General features: G+C 40.7%; 15 protein-coding genes and 2 riboswitches. Of the genes, 7 read left to right on the top strand and 8 right to left on the bottom strand.

The features are described from left to right. Nucleotides 1-10 precede the first annotated feature (10 nt). The 8 genes from AC5RDS_RS04410 to AC5RDS_RS04445 are packed head-to-tail and all read right to left on the bottom strand — an operon-like array spanning nucleotide 11 to nucleotide 9,766. Nucleotides 11-772 carry a hypothetical protein gene (locus tag AC5RDS_RS04410; RefSeq protein WP_022159591.1) on the bottom strand — a complete coding sequence of 254 codons (762 nt, stop codon included), beginning with the start codon at nucleotides 770-772 and terminating at the stop codon, nucleotides 11-13. A 24-nt stretch (nucleotides 773-796) separates the two neighbouring features. After that, nucleotides 797-3,904, bottom strand: coding sequence for a type I restriction endonuclease subunit R (locus AC5RDS_RS04415; protein ID WP_494222226.1), 3,108 nt, complete (start codon nucleotides 3,902-3,904; stop codon nucleotides 797-799). Further along, on the bottom strand, nucleotides 3,891-5,084 hold the full coding sequence (locus AC5RDS_RS04420; protein ID WP_172719980.1) for an AAA family ATPase: 1,194 nt from the start codon (nucleotides 5,082-5,084) through the stop codon (nucleotides 3,891-3,893). Before AC5RDS_RS04420 ends, AC5RDS_RS04415 begins: the two co-directional genes overlap by 14 nt. Before the next feature lies 1 nt (nucleotide 5,085). Continuing rightward, nucleotides 5,086-6,285, bottom strand: coding sequence for a restriction endonuclease subunit S (locus AC5RDS_RS04425; protein WP_172719979.1), 1,200 nt, complete (start codon nucleotides 6,283-6,285; stop codon nucleotides 5,086-5,088). Further along, nucleotides 6,282-6,881 carry an ORF6N domain-containing protein gene (locus AC5RDS_RS04430; protein WP_306443615.1) on the bottom strand — a complete coding sequence of 200 codons (600 nt, stop codon included), beginning with the start codon at nucleotides 6,879-6,881 and terminating at the stop codon, nucleotides 6,282-6,284. The genes AC5RDS_RS04425 and AC5RDS_RS04430 overlap by 4 nt, the downstream gene beginning before the upstream one ends. A gap of 22 nt (nucleotides 6,882-6,903) precedes the next feature. Beyond that, nucleotides 6,904-7,959, bottom strand: coding sequence for a PDDEXK nuclease domain-containing protein (locus AC5RDS_RS04435; protein ID WP_195446522.1), 1,056 nt, complete (start codon nucleotides 7,957-7,959; stop codon nucleotides 6,904-6,906). After that, nucleotides 7,956-9,512 carry a type I restriction-modification system subunit M gene (locus AC5RDS_RS04440; protein ID WP_013612613.1) on the bottom strand — a complete coding sequence of 519 codons (1,557 nt, stop codon included), beginning with the start codon at nucleotides 9,510-9,512 and terminating at the stop codon, nucleotides 7,956-7,958. Before AC5RDS_RS04440 ends, AC5RDS_RS04435 begins: the two co-directional genes overlap by 4 nt. 53 nt (nucleotides 9,513-9,565) lie before the next feature. Next, complete coding sequence (locus AC5RDS_RS04445; protein ID WP_087381349.1) at nucleotides 9,566-9,766, bottom strand: helix-turn-helix transcriptional regulator; 201 nt, start codon at nucleotides 9,764-9,766, stop codon at nucleotides 9,566-9,568. A gap of 566 nt (nucleotides 9,767-10,332) precedes the next feature. Beyond that, nucleotides 10,333-10,527: riboswitch (cobalamin riboswitch) on the top strand. Nucleotides 10,528-10,716: 189 nt separating this feature from the next. Here AC5RDS_RS04445 and AC5RDS_RS04450 point away from each other — a divergent pair. The 7 genes from AC5RDS_RS04450 to AC5RDS_RS04480 all read left to right on the top strand — a co-directional run bounded on the left by AC5RDS_RS04450 (nucleotide 10,717) and on the right by AC5RDS_RS04480 (nucleotide 20,719). Continuing rightward, complete coding sequence (locus AC5RDS_RS04450) at nucleotides 10,717-11,637, top strand: sirohydrochlorin cobaltochelatase (protein ID WP_172719822.1); 921 nt, start codon at nucleotides 10,717-10,719, stop codon at nucleotides 11,635-11,637. Between the two features lie 280 nt (nucleotides 11,638-11,917). After that, nucleotides 11,918-12,111: riboswitch (cobalamin riboswitch) on the top strand. A gap of 37 nt (nucleotides 12,112-12,148) precedes the next feature. Next, on the top strand, nucleotides 12,149-13,609 hold the full coding sequence (locus AC5RDS_RS04455; RefSeq protein WP_217504933.1) for a PepSY domain-containing protein: 1,461 nt from the start codon (nucleotides 12,149-12,151) through the stop codon (nucleotides 13,607-13,609). A gap of 48 nt (nucleotides 13,610-13,657) precedes the next feature. Next, entirely contained in the window at nucleotides 13,658-15,997 is a 2,340-nt protein-coding gene (locus AC5RDS_RS04460) for a TonB-dependent siderophore receptor (protein ID WP_172719820.1), read from the top strand. 126 nt (nucleotides 15,998-16,123) lie between these two features. Further along, nucleotides 16,124-17,542 carry a precorrin-3B C(17)-methyltransferase gene (gene cobJ / locus AC5RDS_RS04465; RefSeq protein WP_368323615.1) on the top strand — a complete coding sequence of 473 codons (1,419 nt, stop codon included), beginning with the start codon at nucleotides 16,124-16,126 and terminating at the stop codon, nucleotides 17,540-17,542. A gap of 12 nt (nucleotides 17,543-17,554) precedes the next feature. Continuing rightward, entirely contained in the window at nucleotides 17,555-18,184 is a 630-nt protein-coding gene (locus AC5RDS_RS04470) for a CatA-like O-acetyltransferase (protein ID WP_118108282.1), read from the top strand. A 34-nt stretch (nucleotides 18,185-18,218) separates the two neighbouring features. After that, complete coding sequence (gene cbiE, locus AC5RDS_RS04475) at nucleotides 18,219-19,427, top strand: precorrin-6y C5,15-methyltransferase (decarboxylating) subunit CbiE (RefSeq protein WP_118404702.1); 1,209 nt, start codon at nucleotides 18,219-18,221, stop codon at nucleotides 19,425-19,427. Nucleotides 19,428-19,456: 29 nt separating this feature from the next. Beyond that, on the top strand, nucleotides 19,457-20,719 hold the full coding sequence (locus AC5RDS_RS04480) for an Nramp family divalent metal transporter (RefSeq protein WP_013612605.1): 1,263 nt from the start codon (nucleotides 19,457-19,459) through the stop codon (nucleotides 20,717-20,719). Nucleotides 20,720-20,725: the final 6 nt, after the last annotated feature.

Consider the following 20,725-nt stretch of genomic DNA (forward strand, 5'->3'; position numbering starts at 1 on the left):
GTATATATACTTATAACTTTTCTATTGTAGGACTTGCCCATAACCAATTGTCCTCAATTTTATTCTCATCAGGGAAATAAGACTTCTCAATAATAAGTTTCGCTAATTTAATGTTGCTCTTTAAGTTACTAATATCTGTTTCAGTTAGTGAAAACTTAAAATTATAGATAAATGGAGACTTATTGCCTGCTATATAAACTTTGCATGATGCCGTATAACTTCCTTTCTTCCATATTATAGAGTCATCACACAATCGCATTAAATCGATGTATTCACTTGATTGTTTTATAGTATCCACATTTATATTTCCTGTATATTTTTGATTTTCAATCAGCTGATTAATTTTATTGATCAACTCTTTTTTCTTCTCTCTAAAATATACCGATTGGAATCCTACAAGTTTTTCAACCAACGCATCCCTATATGAAACAAAAGCTATAGCTTTCTGCTGTTTACCCATCGTTGCAGATGCAAATGGTGCTTTTAGCTCATAATAGGTTTCTCCATACCAAGCCCAATTAAGATTATACGTAGAATTATTATTATCCTTGATTATTAACTCCATATTCTCTACCAAGGAAGATTTATGCTTTGAAATGAATGATAAATTCACATTTAGAACGGAGCCAAATGCGATATAACCAACTTGGGCTTCATTATCGCAAATAATATTAAGTTTGGGTTTCCTAAGCCAACTCACAATCCATTTAATAATTTGTGGCATCCAGGCTAATGCACCAAGAACCGCAGTTATTTTAAATAATGTATCCATAATATATATATACTAATCAATAACTTATAATTGTTCCCCTACACCTTTGAACTTCTCGATAAAGGCAACAATTTTTTGAAAAACCGTCTGCTTCTTCGTTAAATATTGCGGATTTAGAGGACTCATTTTAGGCAATATGTTATTAAAGTCTGTCCCGTTTTCACTTGCAAATTTACGTTTCAAAGAGAGTTCGATATAATGTTTGGCTTCTTTCTCATTCAGATTTTCACCTGCAATCAAAGCGGTAGCCTCTTTTTTCAATTCGGCTTGTGCATATTCATAGAATGCCTTTATCACATCCGTTCTATCTGTAAAAACATCCAAATTTGTGTTGTTGATAAAATCAACAATCAGACCCTCTTTGGCTCTGTTTTCTACACTTGACCTGATAACTCTACGGATTTCCTCTGTCAATGAAGATTTATCCATCTTCTTTTTCTTCTTCTCAAATATCAATTCAAGAATATAATCCAAATCTATTTCTTGCGATTTGAGCAAATCAACCTCAAAAACTATGTCATCCCAATTTAATTTCGAGTTTTCAGGCTGTTTTCCATCTTTTTCTCTTCTCAACCAATCCCTTATGTCGTTATATGTCGATTTGTAATCTTGGATCATTCTATCTGATGGAATCTCCATTTTTTGCATCTCGGCAATATCTTCATCCGAAACAAAATACTCGTCCTTAAATGTCTCAATTGCTTCCGACTTGTTGACATCTAATGTTTGGAATGCTTTAAGTGCGGTAAATTCATCATAATTTTGCAAAATATTTTCTACACGCAGGTATTCTCCAAATAGTTTGACAAAGTCTTTTTTCTCTTGTTCTGTAACAATCTTATCTACATCAGGGAATCTGTCATCCAACTCCTTTACAATTTCAACATAACCTTTCTTAGCCTCTCCTGAAGCGAAGTCTTTAAAGCCCTCCAAATACTCCCTATAACTCTTTTCCAGGACAAAATTTGCAGTATTCTTATCCCCGAATAAAGTTATAGCATCAATGGTATGCTGTTCAAGATCTCTGAAAGTTACTATATTGCCAAAAGTCTTGGTTGAATCGTAAATCCGGTTTGTGCGTGAAAACGCCTGTATCAACCCGTGAAAACGCAGGTTCTTGTCTACAAACAATGTATTCATCGTAGGAGCATCAAATCCTGTCAGAAACATACCCACTACAATCACCAAATCTACTTCTTTGTTTTTCACTCTCTTAGCAAGGTCTCTGTAATAATTTTGAAACTCTTTGCTGTCAACACTATAATTAGTGCCAAACATGGCATTGTAATCATCAATGGCTTTTGCTAAGAACTCTTTGGCACTGACATCCATTGCAGAAGGTTCAAAATTCTCGTCCGGAATATCGCCTTTTGCACTTTGTTCTTCGTTTGCCGCAAAAGAAAATATCGTTGCTATCTTAAGAGGTCTTTCAGAGTCTTTCTGCAATCGATTCAATTCATCATAATAGCATTTGGCAGCATCGACACTGCTAACGGCAAACATGGCATTGAAACCTTTTTTGTCTCCTTGATTACGATGTGTCTTAATCTTAAAATTCTGTAGAATATATTGTGAAATCTCATTGATACGGGCAGGATGAAGTAATGCTTGTTTATTTTCAGCAGCGCTTAATTTCTGCTCGTCAACCTCTGTCTCAATAGCCTTAAACCGAGGACGTACATCATTATAATCGACCTTGAATTTCAGAACTTTTTCATCGCGGATAGCATCAGTTATCACGTATGAATGTAATTCTCTGCCAAACACACTTGCCGTGGTTTCCGCTCCAAGAGCATTATCCGGAAATATGGGCGTACCGGTAAATCCGAACTGATAATACTTTTTGAATTTTTTCTTCAACTGCTTTTGCGCCTCGCCGAATTGGGAGCGATGACATTCATCGAAAATGAAAACAACCTGCTTTTGATAAACCGGCAAATTATCCTCACTCTTCATCAGATTATTCAACTTCTGAATAGTGGTGACGATAATCTTGTTGTCGTCTTTTTCGATATTCCGTTTCAATCCTGCCGTACTTTCCGATCCGTTCACACTGTCGGGCGAAAACCGCTGGTACTCCTTCATTGTCTGATAGTCCAAATCCTTACGGTCAACAACGAAGAATACTTTGTCAACAAAATCCAATTGTGTCGCCAATCGTGCAGCCTTGAAACTGGTAAGCGTTTTTCCTGAGCCTGTTGTGTGCCACACATATCCGCCACCTTCTGTTGTAGCCCATTTCTTTACCTGATATGCACTCTTTATTTTCCACAGCATCCGTTCTGTCGCTGCAATCTGATAGGGGCGCATTATTAGCAAGGTATTGTTTACATCAAACACCGAATAGGTAAAAATCACATTCAGCAATGTATTTTTCTGGAAAAAAGTTTCTGTAAAATCTTTTAAATCTTTTATCGGTGCATTATTTGCCCTTGCCCAGTTCATCGTAAAGTCAAAGCTGTTCTTGTTCCGCTCCACCGTATTGGCAAAATAACGGCTATCCGTACCATTCGATATGACAAACACCTGAATAAATTTGAACAGCGAATTTTCGTTATTAAAACTCTCTTTGGAATATCTATGTACCTGATTGAATGCTTCGCGGATAGCGACGCCACGTTTTTTCAACTCGACCTGTACCAATGGCAGACCATTGACCAATATCGTCACATCATACCGATTAGCCTGTGTTCCGGTCTGTTCAAATTGATTGATTACCTCTACCTTGTTTCGGGCTATATTTTGCTTGTCTGCAATATAGATGTTTTTTATATGCCCATCATCAAAAACAAAATCATAGATATGATTATCGTGAATCTTTCGGGTTTTATCCACCAACGAATCTCCCGGCTTATCCAAATATTCTTCAACAAACCGTAACCATTCCTTATCAGAAAACTCCATATCATTCAGTTCTTGAATCCGTACTCGGGCATTGGCCAATAATGATTCGGACGACGAAATATCAGGACGATATTCATAGCCTTGACTTACTAAATCTTGAATAAACTCCCGTTCAAGACTTGCCTCCGATTGATATGTAACCGACGGTTCGTGAAGTTCATTATACTTGGTATAGTCATCAAGGACTATAAAATTGTTTGATTCTGCTATGGTATTATATTGTTTCATCTTCATTTATGTCTTTGGTTTGTTCGTCTCTGAAATGACACATCGTTCTAATGCTATCCACTAAATAGATTAAAACCCTTTTATCGTTATCATCAATCAACGAAGTCTCTTCACCTGAATGTTTTCCATGACTACATAGATTTATGATACGGTTATAGTATGCCTCTTGCGCATCATGAGGCAAGAGTTCTTTCCAACCCGTATATCCAAGAAAAGTGGAAGTCTTCTCCAATATTTGACGCAGAAAATTATAGTGATATTTCTTGATTTCACCCGACTTTATAGCCTTTTCAAGTTCTGTCAACAGAAATAGATGATAGGAGAACGGCGAATCAGCCGTTTGTTCCACGAGAACATATGTCCCGTCATTCTTCTTCTCAAGCCTACGTTTTATGGAGTGCTTAGGTTTATAGCCATAACGTTTATCAGCATTATTAAATTCATTGTACAGCACATTATAAAACAACGGATTATGTGTAGTAATGATGAACTTCAACTCTGATTGACTTGACTTTATCAATTCTGCAATATTCACTGCCAATTCTATCAGGTGATTTTCATCCAATGAACTTACAGGGTCATCAATAAAAACATATTTCAGGTCATTGAATTGCTCGGTTTCTCGTTCATCTGGTTCCGATATATTCAGAATTTCTACAATTTGCCTAAGCATACTGTAGAAAACACACCAAATCAGGCAACTCTCTTCTCCCTTTGATATTTTTATATTCTCTCTCTTCTCATCATCACCGCTTTCTACCGAGAAAACAATTTCGGAATAAGCCTTGATAGTTATATCTTTGCCATTTGTGTCTTTGGCTATATATTCCTCATTAAAACGTGGTGTCAGTTTGTCATTGGTGTAATGCTGGAAATGAGTTACAATGTTTCTTTCCTGCCCTTGCTCCTTAAGAATCCAGTCAGTAAAACCGTTTGACTGTATTTTGAGTTTTTTAGAATCGTCATTAACCCAATAGAACAAATCTTCCGTAAAAGCGTTATAATACAAAATTTTTATTTTCGTATCCTCCAATTCATCATCCGGATTCTTTGGAGAAATCAGTTCCTTGAATTCGCGAGACAAACGTGTTTTACCGACACCGTTAAAGGCATAGATTAGCTGGACCTTCTTATCGGTATCTCGAAGTTTTTGTGCTATTTCGTTTAATGACTGTCCCATATTATGCACTTATTTTCTCGTTTCTTGGAAACGACAATAATTTGTTTCTATAATATTCGTATTGTTCTTGCACGGCGGTTATTTCTGCAGGTAAACCTTGCGAAAGATCACTAACCAGTGCCTCAAAATTATTAAGTAATGTTGCTATTCTTACTTGTTCTTCATATGTAGGAATAGGAATAATAGCATTACCTAAACCTTTGGCCGATATAGAACATATTTTTCCTTCAGACACATACTTAACAATTTGCCTGTGATAATAATTTGACCGCAAATAATGGGAAACATATTGAGGATATAAATTACTTCTAAATATGAAACAGGCATCATGCACCGCAGCAGGTTCGTCTCCAAGCCAAGCTAAACCAATTCCAATGTCTTCTTTATTTTCACCTGCGGCAACGATTACTACATCATTCTTTTGAGCATACCTCATTTTTGAGGCAAGCTCATTTCTAAGCCACCCTTTACTTTGAGTTGCATATAGTCCGTAATATGTGTACATATCACCGTAATGAATGCAGGGAACGCCATCATTAACAATGTCCGTCCTTACAAATCGTTTGCCTCTTATAAAGCTGCCTATTTCACTCATTTTCATCCAAGTCACGTCTGTGTGTTCTCTGTTTATGTCACTGAAACTCAGCAGTTTATTTCTATAATATTCATATTGTTCCTGTCGCGCTTGCAGCTCCGCTTGCAGCTCCGCTGCATATTCCGCGAAGCGGTCGAGAATTTTTACAATTTCTTCTTGAACTTTAAGAGGTGGTATAGGAACTTCTATGGGAATCATCTGATTGCTCATCAGTTTCGGATTTCCCATACCACTATATACATGTTCTTTTGCTTTTATACTTAACCAATAATACAAGAAACGGATTGACAAATCTGTTATTTTTATTGATATTAAACCACAAACATTGGTTATACTAAATTTGCCTTTTCTGTGGAATATAGTACCTGCGTAGGCTCCATCAGTGGTCCAAGTTAAATATTCTCCATCATAATCAAATGTGGAGATTCTCCCTAATTCTCCATTATTTGCTGTCTGTGAAGAATATACTGGATATTCCCCCGCATTTTCAACAATGTATGTTTTTGAGTATACTTTACCACGAGATAGTTCACATACATCTCCCAACTTCTTATACTCAACTCCATCCGGGCAAAGTTTTTGTATCAAATCTTGCAATTTACTCATCGCTCATCCTCCTCCGATTCAATTTTAGTGCTTGATTTTTTGACACGTTTGACAGTATGTTTTATCTTACCGATAAAGAAATTTAATTCCAATGTGGATTCTGTTTCAGAAGTTTCCAAATCAGGCATCACAATATCCGACAGCACTTTACCGAAGTGTTGCATTTTCGTTGTCTGTTTTTCAGGATCGGTTTCTTTATGTAAATCGACCAGTTCACGCTTCAGACTTCTTACTTGCGTAAATGTTTCAATAATGGCAAATGTGACATTCAGCGCGTTTTTGCTCTTTAGGATTGTAGCAAGCATATACAATCCTTTCTCTGTAAAGACCTTTGGAAGTGTTCGGCTTTTGGAAGAAACTTTTGTGGTCGAAAATTTCGACCGCAAAACATCTGATTCTTCAGAAGACAAAACAAACATATAATCCTCCGGAAATTTATCCGGATTGTTACGCACAGCTTCATTGACCCTCTTTGTCTCGACGCCATAAAGACTTGCCACATCGGCATCGGCTATTACAGGAATATCCCTGATTACAACTATACTCTTCCGAACATCAGTCAGAAGTTTGGGATTTAATTCGGTTGTATGTGTCACAATATTCAAATCTTTTTGCGATTTACTCATATCGTTCGTCCTCCCTTTCTTCTTTTTCAAGTTCCTGCTTCTTCATTATCCGCCACAATTCATCTTCAAACAACTTCCTGTCCGGGAGATACAGCTGGTATCGGCTGACAAAAAGTTGGTTTGAAATGCTTCCCATGGCATATTCCATAGTCATTTTGTCGGCTGTAGCTCCCAAAACGATGCCTATCGGAGCATTATCTCCGTCTGTACATACTTCATTACAAAAATAATTCAGATAGAAATTCATCTGCCCGATGTCTTCGTGTTGTACCTCATTGCGTTTCAAATCAATCAGCACATAAGTTTTCAATATCACATGATAAAATACCAAATCTACATAATAATGTCTGCCGGCTATACTGAAACGGTATTGTTGTCCAATGAAAGCAAATCCCCGACCGAGTTCGAGCAGAAACTGTCCCAAATTACTTACAAGCGATTTTTCAAGATCGTTTTCATCATAATGATTAATGTCTGGCAATCCGGCAAATTCCAACACAAAGGGGTCGCGGATGATGTCTTCCGGCTTTTGCACCTCATTTCCATGTTCTGCAAGTCTCAATACACCCTCCTTGTCTTTGCTCAATGCTATGCGGTGAAACAGCATACTGTTCATCTGACGCTTGAGTTCGCGCACACTCCAATGCTGCTTCTCACATTCTTTTACATAAAAAGAACGTTCTAATTCATTATCCAACTTAAGTATCTCATAGTAATGGCTCCAGTTCAAAAGGTGGGACACTGTCCCACCTTTTGGGAAATACAGATACAACTTTCTAATATACAACAAATTGCTTTTCCCGAATCCCTTCCCGTACAATCTCGTCAAATCTTTGGAAAGACGGTTCAAGAGGTTACTCCCATATTCAGCTCGTTCTTCTCCTTTTTGTTCGTATTCTACAATGTATTTGCCTATATTCCAATAGGCATCTACCATTACAGAATTGATTTCCCGACATATTTTGCCACGTGCCTCGACAAGGATATTGCCTATATCGTTTATCAACGAACCATATAAATTGCCGGCTGTAAGTAATTCATTGTTCATAATTCGTCCTCCTCTAATTCCGCAACTATTTTATCTATCTCTATACGCAACTCGTTCTCTCTTTCCACAATGCGGCGAATCCGTTCGTTCAGCTCCTTGATGTCGGTCTTCGGACGAGTGTCTTTCACTTCTATATAACTGCTTACCGACAAGTTATAATCATTCTCAGTAATAGATTTATAGTCAACAGACTTGGCTATATAATCAACATCTTCTTTTTTGTCGAAAAAATCTATAATCCTGTCTATATGTTTGTTTTCAAGGACATTGTTGTTTGTTTCTTTGGTGAAGAAACTTTCTCCGCTTGCATCAATAAACTGGATTTTGGTATCCGGCTTATGTTTTGAGAGAACTAAGATATTAACGGCTATGGAAGTTCCATAAAATAAATTGGAAGGCAAAGAGATGATAGTTTCAATAAAATTGCTGTCAACCAAATACTTTCTGATTTTTTGTTCTGCTCCTCCGCGATAAAAGATTCCGGGGAAACATACAATAGCAGCCCTTCCCCTGCTTGACAGATAACTCAACGAATGAAGTACGAAAGCAAAATCGGCTTTTGATTTCGGGGCAAGTACTCCGGCAGGAGCAAAGCGGTCGTCATTGATAAGCGTGGGATCATCCGAACCAATCCAATTTACCGAATAGGGAGGATTGGAAACAATGGCATCAAAAGGCTTGTCATCTCCAAATTGAGGGTCGGTAAGCGTATTTCCGAGTGCAATGTTAAACTTATCGTAATTGATGTTGTGCAGGAACATATTCATACGAGCCAAGTTGTAGGTGGTATGATTTATTTCCTGACCAAAGAAACCGTCTTCAATGATGCGATCTTCAAATTGTTTCTTGGCTTGCAAGAGCAATGAACCTGAACCTGCGGCCGGGTCGTATATCTTGTTGACAGTAGCCTGTTTGTGCATAGCAAGCTGTGATATGAGTTTTGAAACATTTTGCGGCGTGAAAAATTCGCCTCCTGACTTTCCTGCATTGGCTGCGTAATTGTTTATGAGAAATTCGTAAGCATCACCAAAAAGGTCTATCTCATGTTCCTCAAAATTTCCAAAATTCAATCCTTCTACACCTTTTAAAACAGCCGCTAATCGACTGTTTTTGTTTTCAACGGTATTACCAAGCCTTGTACTGGTTGTATCAAAATCGGCAAACAGTCCTTTGATATTCTTTTCGGAAGCATAACCATTGGCCGAACTTTCGATAGAATCGAAGATGGCTTTCAAATCCGTATTAAGATTGGGATTGGTGTTGGCAGTCTTTACCACATTACCAAAAAGCTGGCTCGGATATATGAAATATCCTTTTGTCTTTACAGCATCATCTTTAATCTCAGGAGTGATAACACTATCAGGCAAAGAAGCATAGTCGATACTATCGTCTCCACCCTCTATATAGTCAGTAAAATTTTCACTGATGAAACGGTAGAACAATGTGCCTAAAACAAATTGTTTAAAGTCCCATCCGTCAACAGCCCCACGCACCTCATTGGCTATTTTCCAAATCTGAGATTGCAGCTGTTCTCTTTGCTGTATGCTTGTCATTATTATATTACTCTTTCTAATGTTATCAAATAATTTCTTGTGGCAGATAATATTTACTTACTTTTATTGATAAGTTCTCTCCGTTCAATATTTAATAGTTCTGCTATTCTTGAAAGAGTAACCAAATCAGGCTGTGAAACATTGGTACACCATTTTGATATTGTTGATGGATCCCTCCCCAACTGTTCTGCCAGCCACTTTCCTGTTTTCTTTTTTTCTACCAAAACCAACTTAAGTCTATTTATATCTTCCATGCCAATCATTAAATTGAATTTTACGTAAAGGTAATGAATTAATTTTGTTCGGTAATAGGAGTAATTCACTTTTTATTTTGCACATATTTACCGACCTTGGAAGGAAAGGCTTTAGCAAGTAGTTGGGGCTCCCGAAATATTTCCGGTGCCCCAAAACACAACTTGATGTTCGTTTGAACATAAAAATCAAGATAAAAAAGCAGGTAAATTTGTCTGTAATTTAAGTATGACCAAAAGCAATTTGATATTGGATTGTTGGTCGGATATAACCAGTAGGTCAGTAATCCAGCCAACCATTCAGTCATTAACTCAATCAGTCAGAAATATCTATTATGACAGTAAAAATTTAATTGGATCAGATGACAAAATTATCTAAGAGCCGAATTGCAAACACCCTAAACATTAAAGTATATAGATGCGAGATTTTATTCATACGAGAGGAAATCCTGAGTGTCGGGCTTCCTCCCGTTCGTTTTTTCGATGTGCGCAAACGACGTTTCGGCAGCCGATTCCTCCGTTTCGCTTTATTTCTCCCGTTTTTCTCATTTATTCCGGAGATTTTTTATACCTTTGCGGCCGGTTGTGGTAATGCAGTATTTTTCTTTGCTGTTTAAAAGGGAATCCGGTTGGAATCCGGAACAGTGCCCGCTACTGTGAACCCTGTGTGTAGAAAAGCGTCTTACACCACTGTCCGGATGTAAGGATGGGAAGGTTGCTTTTCTGGGGTAAGTCAGGAGACCTGCCATGATTGTATAGGTAATAAAGCTTTTCCGGGGTCAGAAAAGTTATTATTAATGTCTTAATTTAATCGTTTCATGAAAAAATGGTGTATGCTGGTAATGCTATGGTTATTTGCCATCGGTTATGTGTCGGTACAAATAACAGGATCAATCCGAACTAATTGCAGGATAAGAGGTATATTGGATCGTTGAAAATAAAATGATAATCATATGAAATATTTGTTTTTAGTAATAGCGTTGTTTATCGGGTCGGTGTGTATGGCCCATTCCGATGAAAATTTTATAGAATCGGATCTTTTCGGAAATTTAGGAGAGCGGGATAAGGCAGCCATCCTGATCATCCATTTCGGTACCACTCATGACGATACCCGGGCTTTGACAATCGATGCAATCAATGCAAAGATGAAAGAAGCTTTTCCAGGTATCGAAGTCCGGGAAGCCTGGACCTCCCGGATTATCCTGAAGAAATTGAAGGAAAGGGGAGTAGAGCGCCTGAATCCGGCTCAGGCACTTATTCAGCTGCATGAACAAGGTTATACGCATATTTTAATACAATCTACGAATATAATCGAAGGTACGGAGATGAAAGAATTGCGTCGCGAAGTGGAAGGGCTTTCGCTGAATTTTAAAGATATTCGTGTCGGAAATCCTTTGTTGTATGCTCCTGAGGATTATGCTGTGGTCGTAAAGGCAATTACGGAGGCCATGAATCAGGCTGATAGAGGTGGACAAAAATTATTGGTAGGCCATGGGACCCCCGATCCTGCAACAGCTTCGTATGCTATGTTCGATTATATGCTGAAAGCGGAAGGACATCCGGAATATCATGTCGGAACTGTAGAAGGGTATCCGGAATACGAAGACGCTTTGCGGCTATTGAAAAACGGAAAATCCAAAACATTGACTTTGGCCCCCCTGATGTTTGTTGCCGGAGATCATGCTAAAAATGATATAGCAGGCGAATGGAAGGAAAATCTTGAAAAACAGGGTTATAAAGTGAATCTTTACCTGAAAGGGTTGGGAGAAAATCCAACTGTTCAGCAACTCTTCATCCAACATGCCCGGTTTGCTGCCGGACATAAAGCGGTGGATATGGCTACCAGGAAAAAGGGGTATATGCAGGGAAAATAAAAGGTCGATTCTTTTTGCGGAAACCCGCAAAAAGAATAATGGACAGATGTCAATGGACGATGGACAATTATTGGAAGCTTTGCTTCCATCAAAAGATAAAGAAGGGAAGAAAAATGAGAAAAGAAAATGAGAATAAAATCATTGACAATCAACACAATATATCCTATTCTTCGGGTATACTGTTTCATTGTCAATTAACCAGGTGCCCGCAGGGTTCCATGACTTTATAAACATTATGAAATTCATAGATTTTCAACTAAATTAAACGAACGTTTTATTTGGTGTTTCTTAATTTTTCGGTGAATTTTATGTTTTCTGCATAAAATGAGAGGGAATCCGGTGCAATTCCGGAACAGTGCCCGCTACTGTGAGGTTCGTATAAGGTGAAAAGTTTTCTTACAACCACGGTCGACGCGACTGGAAGGTTACTTTTCCGGACTGAGTCAGGAAACCTGCCGAAAATAATAATAATGCTATTCCCGTGGACAGGAATAAGATTATAGATAAAAACATGTTGACAAAAATTTTCCGAAAAATTCATCGGATACTCGGTTTATTACTCAGTATCTTGTTTCTGATGTGGTTTATCTCTGGGATTGTAATGATTTATCATAGTTTCCCACGGGTAAATCAGAAATTGAAATTAGCCCGTCAGGAGTCTCTGACAGGTCCGCTTCCGGCTGTAGATTCTTTATTGCAGGTACTGCCCGACAGTAGTCGTTTAGGAGGTTTGTCTGTAGATATGTATCTCGACCGGCCGGTATTTCATCTGAAAGGGCGGCAATTACCTGCCGGTTTGTATGCCGATTCATTGCAGGTTGTCGGTAAACCTGATTTTAACGAGATTTGCCGGATTGCCGGACAATTGGGTGGATCGGTTGCTTATCGGGTAGATTCCTTAAACCGGTTGGATCAGTGGATTCCTTTCGGTTATTTGACCAAAGAATTTCCGATTTATAAGTTTTCGTTCGAAGATGATGCCCGGCAAGAGATGTATATATCTTCGAAAAGCGGTAAAGTGTTGCAATGGACTGACCGGAATTCCCGCTTTTGGGCTTGGCTGGGGGCTATTCCTCATTGGGTGTATTTTACTTCTCTACGGCAAAATCAAGCGCTTTGGATTAATTTTATGATCTGGGCGTCCGGATTGGGAGCTATCATGTGCTTCTCCGGTTTGTGGATCGGGATTTGGGTATTTTGGAAAAACCGGAAGAAAGGGTTGCGTTCGCCTTATAAAAAATGGTGGTTACGTTGGCATCATATCACCGGTGTGGTTTTCGGTGTTTTTGCTCTGACATTTGTATTTAGCGGAATGATGTCGCTGGTGGATATTCCTTCCTGGATGCAGAAAGGTAAAACCAGGAACCGTGAAGTACGTTTTCGGGGACGTGAGGGGGGAATGTTGGCCGCCGATCTGTATGCCTTGGATTACCGGAAAATCGTGGATAGTCTGTCTGATGTGAAAAGTATCGAGTGGGCATCCTTTGGAAAATATCCTTATTATGTCGTGAATTCGGGCAGTAAAAAACAGTTTATCGATGCTGCGGATACGAGCTGTTTGTCGCCTTTTACCCTGACCGAAGAGATGGTGCGTGAAACGGTTCGTGAAATTCACGGTCAGGATACCCCTTATACTCTGGAATGGATGACGGATTGGGATGATGATTATTTCTCCCGCCGGAATATGCTGACACTTCCGGTGTATAAAGTGGTGATAGACGATGAATTGCATACCCGCCATTATTTCAATCCCGAAACTTTATACCATCGGCAAATCGATGATAATGGACGTTTGAGAGGAGTTTTGTATAGTGGATTGCACAGTCTGAATTTTAAATTTCTGGCCGAACGTCCGTTGTTATGGAACGTTGTGATGTATGTGTTGATGCTCGGAGGAACTTTCCTTTCTCTATCCGGGGTTGTGTTGACTTTCAAGTGGTTGGGAAGAAAAATCCGGAAATTATTCCGATAATCTTATAGATAAAGTAATAGAATTGAATTGTTATTAATAGTGCTAAAAATGAAAAAATTAATTTTAGTTTTTGTAATGTGGCCGATGATGGTGTCTGTGTTTGGACAAAATCAGCGGAAAAGTATAACGGATACGGTTTTCCAGTTAGATCAAGCCATTGTGAAAGAAACAATCAAGAAGAAAGTAAACCTTTTGAATCTGGATGTTCCTTTAAAAACATTACCGATGACGGTGACTACTTTGTCGTCGGATGTTTTGGAACGGAAGAATATTCTGAATCTTGAGGATGCTGTCCGTTTTTTACCGGGAGTTACGGTGAAAGATCAGTTGGGGGCTTTTTACCGCTTTTCGGTTCGGGGATCGAATGAGACGGTAGTGGCTGTAGATGGTTTTAGAGATGAGCGTTCGTTATTAAACAATGTACCTTTCGGTGATTTGTCCTCCGTAGAATCTATCGAAGTGTTGAAAGGAGCGGCAGCCGTGTTGAGCGGGCATTCTGTCATGGGTGGAGTGATTAATATTGTGCGTAAAAAAGCCGTTCCTGATTTTACTGCCGGAGCCCGGTTGAGTTATGGGAATTGGGGGGTGAAGTCGACAAGTCTGGATTTCGGTGGGAAATTGGCAGGTCCTTTGACTTATCGGGCAACAGCACATTATTCGACAGGAGATGGATACCGGCATGTACGTGCTGACCGTTTTTCAGCAACGGGATCACTGGCGGCAAATATTGGTAAGACCGGTTATTTCGAGGGAACGTTAGGTTATAGTGATGACAAATACGATACGGAAATAGGGTCTGCTCCAACCTATAATCGTGCAGATATTTTCGGTCCCGACGGGAAGGTGGTTATGGCGAAAGGTTCCCGGAATCCCTTTGCCGATTACCATACCATATATAATGATTTCAATAATAATATGATGAAACGCCGGGTGACTGATATTTCTTTATCCTATACGCAGCAACTCGCCTCTTTTATGAAAATACGGGACCGGTTCAGCTGGAATCATAGTGATTTGGATTATGCTGCGGTTGAAGGAATGAGTTACCGGACAGATACGGTGAACCGTTTCAGTGGGGGATATTATTATGAAAGCGGCAGTAAAAGATATTATATTGATCTTACCGACTCCCTGAAAACAGGTTCTCCGCTTTGTTTCAGTCCTGACAGCCGGGGATGGACCAATATGCTGGAATTAACGGGAGATTTTAAAACCGGAATAGTGGGACATAAATATATATTGGGTTTTACCTATTCCTATTTTAATTATACACAGTATAATGGCTGGAATGAAGGAGATGTATGGGGACCTGGCTTGAATCAGCTGGTATCGCTGCATAATCCGCAGCTGGTAAGAAATTGGTGGGATTATAAATATTCCAAAGCATCCATTCGGGATTGGAGAACTTCAGGATTATATATACATGACGTGATCGATATAAATAACAAATGGAAAGCGATGGGATCTGCCCGTATGGATTTTTATAATTACCGTACTGCTACTGCTAAAGTAAAAGACGGACGGCAGGAATACGATGAGGCAGACCGGAGTGAATGGAAGAAAGTAAAGACTTCTGCCTTTACCGGTAGGGCAGGTTTAGTGTATATTCCGGTGGAGGAGATTTCTCTCTATGCTTCTTTTGGTTCTCATTTCAAACCTTATAATACGATGTACAGTAGCCGGGTAATTTATCTCGACCGCAATGGAAAGCGGTTTAATCCTTCTAAAGACGGAGGTGAAGTCTTTAAGCCTGAAAAGGGATACCAGGCTGAAATCGGAGTACGGTATATGTGGGCTGACCGGATCGATTTTTCAGGAAGTGTATACTATATCCGGAAAAATAATGTGGTGAAAAATTTAGGAACCCAGGAAGAGAAAGATGAAACAACCGGTGAAATGGTTCAAAAAACGATACAAGCTCAGGTGGGTACTGCCGATTCGCGGGGATTCGATCTGGAGTTGACGGTACATCCCGTTTCTACCTTGGCTGTTACGGGTGGCTTGGGCTGGCAGGACTACCGGATCAGGAAAATCAATCAGAGTAAAGACTATCCGGAATATACCGATCCTGGTAAAAATGTACGGGCTACAGGAATTCCCCGCACTACTTTTTATGTGTATGCCGATTATACCATACCTAAAGGATTATTGAAAAATTTGTCCTTCCATTTGAGCGGAACTTTCCAGGATAAAATATTTACCGATGTAGCTAACCGGGTTTATAATCCTGCTCTGTTTCTTGTAGATGGAGGATTATTCTATACGATAAAGCAAAAAGTCACTTTGGCTTTAAATGTGGATAATCTTTTTGACAAAGAATATTTTAAAAGTACGACGGTATATGGTAAACCGAGAAATTTTACCGGAACGATATCTTACCGTTTTTGATTAAAAATGCATAAAGAGACAAGGGTTTTGTGGTAGATAGCCACAGAATCCTTGTCTCTTTATTTATAATAATAGATGAAATGGATTATCACATTATTTTTATCTTTGTCTTTAAAATGAATTCAAATGAAAAACGGTAAAATATATGTAGCCGGGATCGGGCCCGGTTGTGAGGATGATATTACTCCTGCAGTGAAGAAAGCGGTGTCGGTATCGGATGTCGTGGTCGGATATAACTATTATTTTTCTTTTATACAGCCCTTTGTCATGGAAGGGGCAGAGTGTGTCGATTCCGGGATGAGAAAAGAATGGGACCGGGCTCAGATGGCGTTCGGGTATGCCGAACAGGGTAAAACCGTTTGTGTCATCAGTTCCGGTGACGCCGGAATCTATGGAATGGCGCCTTTAGTCTGGGAGATGAAACGGGAAAGAGGTTCTGAAATCGAAATCGAAGTATTACCCGGTATCAGTGCTTTTCAGAAAGCGGCTTCTTTGCTTGGAGCACCTGTCGGACATGATTTTTGTGTGATTTCGCTGTCTGATTTGATGACTCCCTGGGAAAAAATAGAAAAACGGATTGAGGCTGCTGCCGCTGCCGATTTTATCACTGCTGTATACAACCCCAAAAGCGAAGGGCGTTATTGGCAATTATACCGTCTGAAAGAAATCTTTCTGCAACAACGGGCAGGGAATACCCCGGTGGGTTATGTCCGTCAGGCCGGACGGCCGGAGCAGGAGGTAACCGTGACCACCCTGGCCGATTTCGATCCGGAACAGATAGATATGTTCACCGTAGTACTTTTGGGAAATTCCCAGTCCTATAACTGGGAAGGAAAAATGATCACCCCCCGTGGATATTACCAAAAAATGAAACACGGGGACGGGGGTTTTGTTTCAAAACCAGGTCAGGAGATCATGATCCGTAGTTTCCGGACGATCGCTTCGGAGTTGAAGCATCCCGATATCCCGCTGGATCGCAAATGGGTTTTATTGCATACGATACATACCACTGCCGATTTCGATATGGAAAATATATTCTATGCCGACGAGGGGGCGGTGGACTCGATCTACCGGGCTTTAAGCGGGGGGAAAGTAAAGACTATCGTCACGGATGTCACGATGGCTGCTTCGGGGATCCGGAAAGGGGCACTCGAACGTTTAGGTTTGGAAGTGAAGTGTTATTTGGCCGATCCGCGGGTTGCAGAGATGGCTTCCCGGATGAATATTACCCGTACACAAGCCGGTATCCGGCTGGCTACGGAAGAGCATCCCGATGCACTTTATATTTTCGGTAATGCGCCGACAGCATTGATGGAATTGTGTTCCCTGATGCGGAGAGGAAAGGCTTGTCCTGTCGGCGTGGTCGGTGCTCCGGTCGGTTTTGTAAACGTACGTGAATCCAAGTATATGCTGAAATCTTTTACGGCTGTTCCTAAAATTATTATCGAAGGCCGGAAAGGAGGGAGCAATCTGGCTGCAACGATTGTGAATGCCATTCTTTGTTTCGACGATGCAGGGCAGTTATTGCCGGGGAGAGACCTTTAAAGATGGTGTAGGATGGATAAGGTAATCGATATACAAAATTGGACACGGAAAGAAGAATACCTGTTTTTCAGGACTTTTCTTAATCCGATGATTTCTGTTACGGTTGAGGTGGATTGTACGACGGCTTACCGAAAGGCAAAAGAACGACAACAGCCCTTTTCATTGTATTATATGCATGCAGCTGTAACGGCGGCTAATCGCATCGAGGAATTTCGTTACCGGCAAGTAGGAGAAGAGGTCATACTTTATGAACGAATCGATTTATTTACGCCTGTACAAAATGCCGACGGCAGTTATCGTTCTGTCCGTTTGCCTGCGATAGAAACATTCGAAGATTTCCTGGCTGCTGCCCGGCCTCTTATCGAGGCTGCAAAGCGTGGAGAAGGAGAGGTACATAATGAGGCCGGACAAGGTAGGGATATTTTGCTGATCAGTGTGAATCCCTGGTATCGTTTTACAAATGTACAACTTGCTATTCCCGGAGAACCTCACCAGAATATTCCGATTTTTACTTTCGGTAAGATCGAAGAACGGGAAGGTAAGCGGATCATGCCGGTGGCTTTATCGGTTAACCACGGTTTTGTCAGCGGCTATCAGATCGGATTGTATTTGAAGGAATTCCAGCGATTGTTGAACCGATAGTTTTCTGATGAATCCGGAATGAAAATAGAGATAAATGAAAAAATTCTATATCATAGGCATCGACGATAATGGCCAAAGGGAATTTCAGGCTGAAGTTCGGGAGATCATTACAACTCATCGGGTATTTTCCGGGGGGAAGCGTCATTATGAGTTAATGCGCGACCGTCTGCCGGAACAGTATGTTTGGATCGATATCACCGTACCTCTGGAGGAGGTTTTTGAGAAATATGCCGCTTATTGCGAAGTGGTGGTTTTTGCCTCGGGTGATCCGCTTTTTTTCGGATTTGCCAATACGGTAAAGAGCCGTTTACCGGAAGCGGAGATACAAGTCTTCCCCTGGTTCAATTCTTTACAAATGCTGGCTCATCGTTTGGTCATTCCTTATCAGGATATGGAGGTCGTTTCCCTTACGGGGCGTCCGTGGCATGAGTTCGACCGGGCTTTGATTGCAGGAAAGGAAAAGATCGGGGTGTTGACCGACCGTCAGCATACTCCGGTAGCGATTGCCGGGCGTATGTTGGAATACGGGTATGCCGGCTACCGGATGCATATCGGTGAAATGCTGGGAAATGTGACCGAACGGGTACGGACGATGGAATTGCCTGAGGTGTTGCGTTCGGATTTTGCGTTTCCGAATTGTCTGATGCTTGAAAGGACCGGGCTGCGGAGCCGCCCTTTCGGTATTCCTGAAAATCGATTTTGTCTATTGGACGGGCGTGCTAAAATGATTACCAAGATGCCTGTCCGTTTACTTACACTCAGTATGCTGGATTTACATAACCGGCATAGCTTCTGGGATATCGGTTTTTGTACAGGTTCCGTGTCTGTCGAGGCCAAATTGCAATTTCCTCATTTGCATATCACGGCTTTTGAAGTTCGGGAGGAAGGGCGTGAATTGCTTGAAAAGAATAGCCGGAAATTCGGTACTCCGGGAATAACGGGAGTTATCGGTGATTTTACGGAAGCCGATTTATCGGTTTATCCGGTTCCTGATGCTGTTTTTATCGGTGGACACGGTGGAAAACTTGCCCGTATCCTGACGATATTAGCCGGTATTATGCCTGTAGGAGGTATTGTCGTTTTTAATTCGGTCTCCGAAGAGAGTCTGAACTTATTTCGTCAGGAAGCGGTCCGGTCCGGTTTCCGTCTGACGGATGAATGCCGGATCGCTGTGGACGATCACAATCCGATAACGGTATTGAAAGCTTGTGCTGAGTCGTATTTTAAACCAATACAGGCCTGAGTCGTAAAACTAAGTTTAAATGAATGTTTATGTTTCACTTTATCCGTAAGTCGTTGAAAACGGCAAAACACCATCCCCGGTTAGGAGGACTGGAGATTTTAAAATATATCGGTCCCGGTTTATTGGTTACTGTGGGATTTATCGATCCGGGGAATTGGGCTTCGAATCTGGCTGCCGGTGCCGATTATGGTTATACCCTTTTGTGGATGGTATCGTTGTCTACGGTCATGTTGATCATTTTGCAGCACAATGTGGCTCACTTGGGGATTGCTACCGGGCTGTGTCTTTCCGAAGCCACCATGACCTATATCCGGCCGAAATATGCTAAAATGATATTGTGGACGGCTATGGGAGCTTCGGTGTCCACCTCCCTGGCCGAAATTTTGGGAGGAGCGATCGCTTTGGAAATGTTGTTCGGTATTCCGGTGCGGATCGGAGCTATATTGACTACCGTTTTCGTATGTATTATGCTTTTTACCAATTCCTATCGGGTGATCGAGCGTTGGATCATCGCTTTTGTGTCTATTATCGGATTATCTTTTATTTACGAACTGTCCCTGGTACATATCGATTGGGGAGAAGCGGTTCTCGCGTGGGTGACTCCTTCTTTTCCTAAAGGTTCGATGGTCGTGATCATGAGTGTTTTGGGAGCTGTGGTGATGCCGCATAATCTTTTTCTCCATTCGGAGGTAATCCAGAGCCGGCAATGGAATCTGGAAGACGATAAAGTGATTCGCAGGCAGTTGCGTTATGAGTTTTGGGATACTTTCTTATCCATGATGATCGGTTGGGCAATCAATAGTGCCATGATCCTATTGGCGGCAGCCACTTTTTTCAAAAGCGGTAGTACGGTCAATGAGTTACAGGATGCCAGTGCTTTATTGCAACCGCTTTTAGGAAATAATGCCGCTGTGATTTTTGCCGTGGCTTTGTTGTTTGCCGGCATCGCTTCGACCATTACTTCGGGAATGGCTGCCGGTTCGATCTTTGCCGGCATTTACCGGGAGCCTTACGATATAAAAGACAGTCATTCCCGTTGGGGGGTATTGCTTTCACTGGTGATGGCATTGATTATTATCATGCTGGTTTCTAATCCGTTTATGGGACTCATCTATTCCCAAATGATCCTGAGTATTCAGTTGCCCGTTACGATTTTCCTGCAGGTATATCTGACTTCTTCCGGGAAAGTCATGGGTAAATATAAAAACCGGACTTCTACAAAATGGATCTTATATATTTTGGGAGGGATTGTGACCGTATTGAATGTGATGTTATTTATCAGTATGTTTTGAAGATAG

The sequence above is a fragment of the Odoribacter sp. genome (assembly GCF_985060555.1).